This is a genomic window from Microcystis sp. LEGE 08355 (assembly GCF_015207185.1).
GTDB lineage: Bacteria > Cyanobacteriota > Cyanobacteriia > Cyanobacteriales > Microcystaceae > Microcystis > Microcystis panniformis.
In genome coordinates, this window is sequence record NZ_JADEXI010000293.1 from 1 (window position 1) to 5,797 (window position 5,797).

The following is a 5,797-nucleotide window of genomic DNA, read 5'->3' on the forward strand; positions in this document are numbered from 1 at the left end:
ACTATAGACAGCTTTCACATTAGATCGATTGGCAAAAAAGAGACTAGCAAAACCCGTATTCATACCAATATCGATCGCTACACAGGGCTTATCATAGAGGAAATTATATACACCTAACAGGAAAATTTCATGGGCGATATCCAAATCCTGTCCCGTCTCGATAATTAGCTTAACTCCATCGATCTCGATAATTAATTCCTGTTGCTCATCGATATAAAATTTACAATCAGCCAGAGATTTTAAAGCGTTAGCTTTGTTAAAAACTTTACTAGCCAAGAGGAAATCCTGCTTATTTTTGCTTAAACTGATCCCTAATGGTTTATAAAAAAGTTGACCAGATTTAGCATCATATTCCACATAATTAGGACTAATATTATGCTCTGCCAATTGACTAGACCAGTATTGATCAGCAATATGAGGGTAAGTCTTAAATTGCCGATAGCGTTTATGTGCATCTAACAGTTTTTGATAAAGCATTGCTTGTCTAGCCTCGATTTTCTAGGATGGATGAAGGTAATTTTATGGACAAGTCTGACAAAATTTGATATGCTTGTCAAGAAAATCCCTCTTCTCTAAGCATCAGAAGTCAGGAAACCCATCTCAAACAAGGTAACACAGACCATCAGGAGTTAACAAGCCTTGAATTACTCTGATTTTATATTTTGGTGGATATTAATCCTTTTTAGCGTGCCTTTCCTAACGGCGCGCTATATAGCGAAGTCCTTCAATCTCTGGCGAGGTGTTTTTGATGGAGTTGGATTAGCGGCGCTTTCCCTGATCCTGTTTTATTACGCCAGTCGCACCAGTTTCCTCGTTTTCATCGTCTCCCTAGCCTTTAACTACATTATGGTCTGGCTAGTGCTGAAAATGAGCGGCTGGAAAGCGAATCTCCTAGCCACTATCGTTATCGTCATCGATATTCTCGTCCTTGCCTACTTCAAGTATTTCGGCTTTTTCGTCCAGGAAATCATCGGATTGTTCGTTTCTCTCCCCCCTAACTGGAAGGAACTTTCCCCAATTCCCGTGCCTACCCAAATACCACCGGGGGTATCCTTCTATACCTTCCAGATGGTGGCTTTCGTGGTGGACTCCCTACGGGAAAAGAAAAAGAAACCCCTAGCCGTCCTCGATTATGTCAATTTTATCTCCTTTTTCCCGCAAATTGTCGCAGGTCCGATCGAGCGTCGCCGGGATTTATTACCACAAATTGAATCCTTTCGTCTCAAATTTACAGGAGAAAACTTCGAGAAGGGTTTGCGTTGGCTTTCCCTCGGTTTATTTATGAAATTTGTCCTCGCCGATAACCTGGCTCCCTACATCGAATTAGATAAGATGATTGACAATGCTTGGTATATCTGGTTTGAGGCCTTTTTATTCACCCTGAGAATCTATTTTGACTTCGGTGGTTATAGCTTTATTGCTGTTGGTTTAGCTTATTTTGTCGGCATTAGATTGGAATTAAACTTTTTAGCTCCCTATACATCCCAAAGTATTAACGAATTTTGGCGACGTTGGCATATTACCCTTAGCACTTGGTTTCGAGATTATGTGTTTTTACCCCTGATGGGTTCCAATAAAAGTTGGGCGCCTTTTTATCTATTCATTACCTTTACTCTCTCTGGTTTCTGGCACGGTGCAGCTTGGAATTTTATCTTTTGGGGCGCTTACCACGGGGCATTATTATTATTACTGCGTTATCTAGGCCGACCTTTCTATGCTTTCGTCGGAAAATACGTTTCTCAGCCGCAAATTGTCTCCTGGGCTTTAACGCAATTGGCTGTCATTTTTGGTTGTCTCTTTTTCATGGAGATTAACACCAGAAGATTAATCGGCAAAATGCTGGTTATTGCCAATCCTTTCAATTATTCCTTAGCTAATATCGGGGAAATTTTTAGTTCCTATAGTCTTAATCAAGGAGCAGTTTTAAGCGTTGCTTTAGTTCTTGGTATCATTGTTTTAATCCTCGAACATCTGGCTATTGCCCAGAAAAAGTTTGAATATGAACTGTTGTTATCGCCTTGGCTGTCTAAAATATTGCTAGGTTTAACTATTCTCCTAGCTTCCACTAATACCGGTGACTTTATTTACTTTGAATTCTGATGAATACTAAATCCTTTAACATTTTCCCCTGGTTAGCTTCTCTGGGAGTCGCTTGGTCCCTCGGCTTTGTTTACAATGTCATCTACGGCGGCGAATTAAGCTGGTTGCGGATGATGTACGAAGAAAAATCTGCGATCGCTGATAGGATCGAAGGACCGCGGCGTTTAATCGTCACGGCGGGATCGGGGGCGCATTATAGCATAAATTCGGAATTAATGGCCAAAGAATTGGGAATGCCGGTGGTTAACTTCGGTTTACAGGGGGATATCGGCTTAAATGTCATTGCCGCTATGATTCTCGAAAAAGCGCGCCAAGGGGACGTAATTCTGCTGATTCCTGAATATCTCATGCTCATGGATGAGGACGGTTTTAATCGCGGCGAAGGACTTTGGGGATCCGCACCTTTTAGCGTCGCTATTGGCAAACCGGGGTTAGGTGGGATACCTTTAAAAACCATGATCGAGGATACTTGGTTATTAGGTATTCCGGGGATGCGTCCCGTCACTAAATCGATGGTTGATTTATTCACCAAAGGCAGAATGACGGGTTATCTTTCCGATCCGATTACTAATACAGGTGATCCGACTATAGTTAAGGAAAGAACGGGGAAATGGTGGCAAATGACCTTTGATACTGATGCTTCTCCTCACTCAATTAAATTGATTGAAAAACTCAAGAAAGATTTAGAAGCAAAAGGGGCGACTTTAGTGGTTTCTTTGCCGTGGGTTTATGCTAAAAATGATGGTAAAACCGTTGCTAATATTCGCAAATCTGCCGAAGAATTAAGTCGGGTTGTGCCAACAATTTACGACCCAAAAGACTTGAATATTAAGACCGATTCTACCATCTTTGCTGATACCCATTATCATCTTTTGCCTCCAGCAAGAATTATTCGTTCAGAACAATTAGTTTCGGAACTGAAACCCATCCTAAACACAACTGAGAATAAAAATCGATGAATAAACCTATAACTAAGATTTGCATTCTGGGGGGTGGTTTTGGAGGGTTATACACGGCACTTGATCTGAGTCGATTAACAGCAGTAAAATCAGGTCAATGGCAAATAACTTTAGTTGAACCAAAAGACCATTTTCTCTTTACTCCCCTTCTCTATGAACTAATTACAGGAGAATTGCAACGCTGGGAAATTGCCCCCTCCTACCGTCAATTATTAACAGGAACTCAGGTTAATTTAAAACCTCAAAAAGCTAGTAATATTGACTTAAACAATCATCAAGTATATTTAGAAAATGAGGAAGTTATAGATTACGATTACCTCGTTTTAGCGGTGGGAGTGCGGAATCGTTGGCCGGCTATACTGGGGTTAGCTGATTATGGGCTAACTTTTCGGAGTTTAGAGGATGTAGAAAAATTACAAACAGCAATTCATGACTTAGAAACTCAAGGAAAATCCTCAATTAATTTAGCAATTATTGGCGGCGGTCCCAATGGGGTAGAATTAGCCTGTAAGCTGGCTGATGGTTTAGGAAAAAAAGGCAAAGTTCATCTAGTGGAAAGGAACGAGGAAATACTGCAAAACTTCCCTAAATCGGTGCGTGTTGCTTCCTATCGTTCCCTTTTAGCCAAGAATGTTAGTCTCTATTTAAACACGGGATTAAAGGAAGTTACCGCTAATTCCATGACCGTATTTAAAGATAATACAAATGAAGTTATCCCCATTGATTTATTATTGTGGACAGCAGGAACCCAAGCACAGGATTGGATCAATCATTTAGATTGTCAGAAAACAGCACAAGGCAAATTATTAACCCGTTCCAGTTTACAATTAATCGACTATCCCGAAGTTTTTGCCCTTGGGGATCTAGCCGAAATTTATCCCAGTAAACAGGTAATTCCTGCCACAGCACAAGCAGCCTATCAAGCAGCCAGTGTAGTAGCCAAAAATATCTCGGCAGTGATCAGAAAAAAATCGCCCCAACCCTATTATTATCTCCATTTAGGTGATATGTTAACCCTGGGTAAACAATCAGCCCTTGTCTCCAGTTTTGGCATTAATATTACTGGTAGATTGGCTGATATAATGCGTCGCTTTGTCTATATTCTGCGTTTACCCAGCCAACGCCATCAGTTAAAAGTGTTTCAACATTGGGCGAAAAAAATTCTTCTCCGACTCCGTTATTCACAGGTGTTATCTAAACAACCCATCGAATCAAAAAATACTCGTTAATTGTAGTTAAAATCCATGAAAACCTTTCTCAAAAGTATGGCAGCAGCTTGGCAAGCAATCCCAGAGATTCTCAAAAACCTTAAGTCTCTGAATAGTTCTTACCAAAAATATCAAGACATACTAACAGAGTTACAAATTGATAATTATCTGCTAGAAAACTTGCATAAAAACCCAAAGTATGATAGCCCTAAAAAACTAAACCGCTACGAATTTAATGTTTTTTCCCAAGCGGGAGAAGATGGCATTATTAGCGAAATTTTTAATCGCATTGGAACCACAAATAAATTCTTTGTGGAATTTGGAGTTGGTAACGGTTTAGAAAATAATAGTGCCTATTTGTTAGTGAAAGGATGGCAAGGTTATTGGATTGAAGGCAGTGAGCGATTTTGTAAAAGTATTCGCCAATCTTTTGAAGATTTAATTGCTAACCAACAATTAACTTTAAAAAATACTTTCATCACTGCCGAAAATATTGAAGACTTGTTTCGAGAGGGCAATGTACCGACAGAATTAGATTTATTATCCATTGATATTGATGGTAATGATTATTGGGTCTGGCAAGCAATTACTAATTATCGTCCCCGGGTGGTAATTCTTGAATATAATGCTATTTATCCCCCCGAATCCAGTTGGGTGATGCAGTATAATTCTACTCACCAATGGAAATATAATAGTCATATGGGATCAAGTTTGAAAGCTTTAGAAAAACTTGGTCATCAAAAGGGTTATAAACTGGTGGCTTGTAGTTTTTCGGGAGTGAATGCTTTCTTTGTGCGAGAAGATTTACTCGCAGATCATTTCTGTTCCCCTTTTACTGCTGAAAATCATTACGAACCCGCGCGCTATTTTCTTTGTTCCCAAAAAGCTGGCCATCCCCGCGCTTTTGGCAAATTTAAGACTATTGAGTCAGGGAAATTAACCGATAATTAATAACTTGTTGGGGTAGGTTAATTTAAGCAGCAACCAGGGTGAGAGCGTCTCAAACGCTATTGACAATTGGCCAATTTTGTGATCCGCTTGCTGTGTGAGCATTGCAAGTGATACCAGTCAATCAGAATAGTTACGAAATCGACCAAATGGGTCGATTTTTGCTTAACAATTGAGAGGGCAAATTCTCCTAAAATATGCCTGAATCGTCCTCTGGGTAAGCAACTCACCTAAAGTTCATTTTGTCAAGGATTGTTAAGATACGCTTACCCTGTACTTACCGGGAAGGAAAAGTTAGAATTTTTGGAGCTGGTTATTGGCGAAAAGGACGTAAACTATATGAACAGCAAAATAACTTATAGCGGTTCTCGCATCTGTGCGGCACACTTAAACCTTTGCTGATTAAGCTGTTCAGGATATGGAATGTACCTCTTGTGAATCAGAAACGCTATATACTGTTGACATCCTCGCCGCCCTAAAAGTGCGGCGATTCCTAAACCTCACGATTTAAGTTTCTGCTTCCACCACCGTCGCATACCACAGTTAAAAAACCATGTACTGTCTTACACAGAGTCCACAGAC

At 40.1% G+C, this 5,797-nt stretch carries 4 protein-coding genes and 1 pseudogene; 4 read left to right on the forward strand and 1 reads right to left on the reverse strand.

All coding sequences use genetic code 11. The annotated features are described in order from the left end of the window. Window positions 1–477, reverse strand: a pseudogene (locus tag IQ242_RS14985) (FkbM family methyltransferase); the annotation flags it as partial. A 162-nt stretch (window positions 478–639) separates the two neighbouring features. Here IQ242_RS14985 and IQ242_RS14990 point away from each other — a divergent pair. From IQ242_RS14990 to IQ242_RS15005, 4 genes are read left to right on the forward strand one after another with little or no spacing between them, the layout of a single operon-like run. After that, window positions 640–2,100: an MBOAT family protein gene (locus IQ242_RS14990; RefSeq protein WP_193960507.1), complete on the forward strand. Its 1,461-nt coding sequence runs from the start codon at window positions 640–642 to the stop codon at window positions 2,098–2,100. Continuing rightward, on the forward strand, window positions 2,100–3,059 hold the full coding sequence (locus IQ242_RS14995) for a hypothetical protein (RefSeq protein ID WP_193960508.1): 960 nt from the start codon (window positions 2,100–2,102) through the stop codon (window positions 3,057–3,059). The genes IQ242_RS14990 and IQ242_RS14995 overlap by 1 nt, the downstream gene beginning before the upstream one ends. Next, window positions 3,056–4,288: an NAD(P)/FAD-dependent oxidoreductase gene (locus IQ242_RS15000; protein WP_193960509.1), complete on the forward strand. Its 1,233-nt coding sequence runs from the start codon at window positions 3,056–3,058 to the stop codon at window positions 4,286–4,288. The genes IQ242_RS14995 and IQ242_RS15000 overlap by 4 nt, the downstream gene beginning before the upstream one ends. Window positions 4,289–4,303: 15 nt before the next feature. Next, a complete protein-coding gene (locus IQ242_RS15005; protein WP_193960510.1) occupies window positions 4,304–5,218 on the forward strand; it encodes a hypothetical protein in 915 nt (304 codons plus the stop codon). Window positions 5,219–5,797 lie beyond the last annotated feature (579 nt).

Excerpts from the sequence above, each read along its gene's own strand:
- IQ242_RS14995 (WP_193960508.1), top strand. The coding sequence starts at position 2,100 with ATGAATACTAAATCCTTTAACATTTTCCCCTGGTTAGCTTCTCTGGGA.
- IQ242_RS15000 (WP_193960509.1), top strand. The coding sequence starts at position 3,056 with ATGAATAAACCTATAACTAAGATTTGCATTCTGGGGGGTGGTTTTGGA.
- IQ242_RS15005 (WP_193960510.1), top strand. The coding sequence starts at position 4,304 with ATGAAAACCTTTCTCAAAAGTATGGCAGCAGCTTGGCAAGCAATCCCA.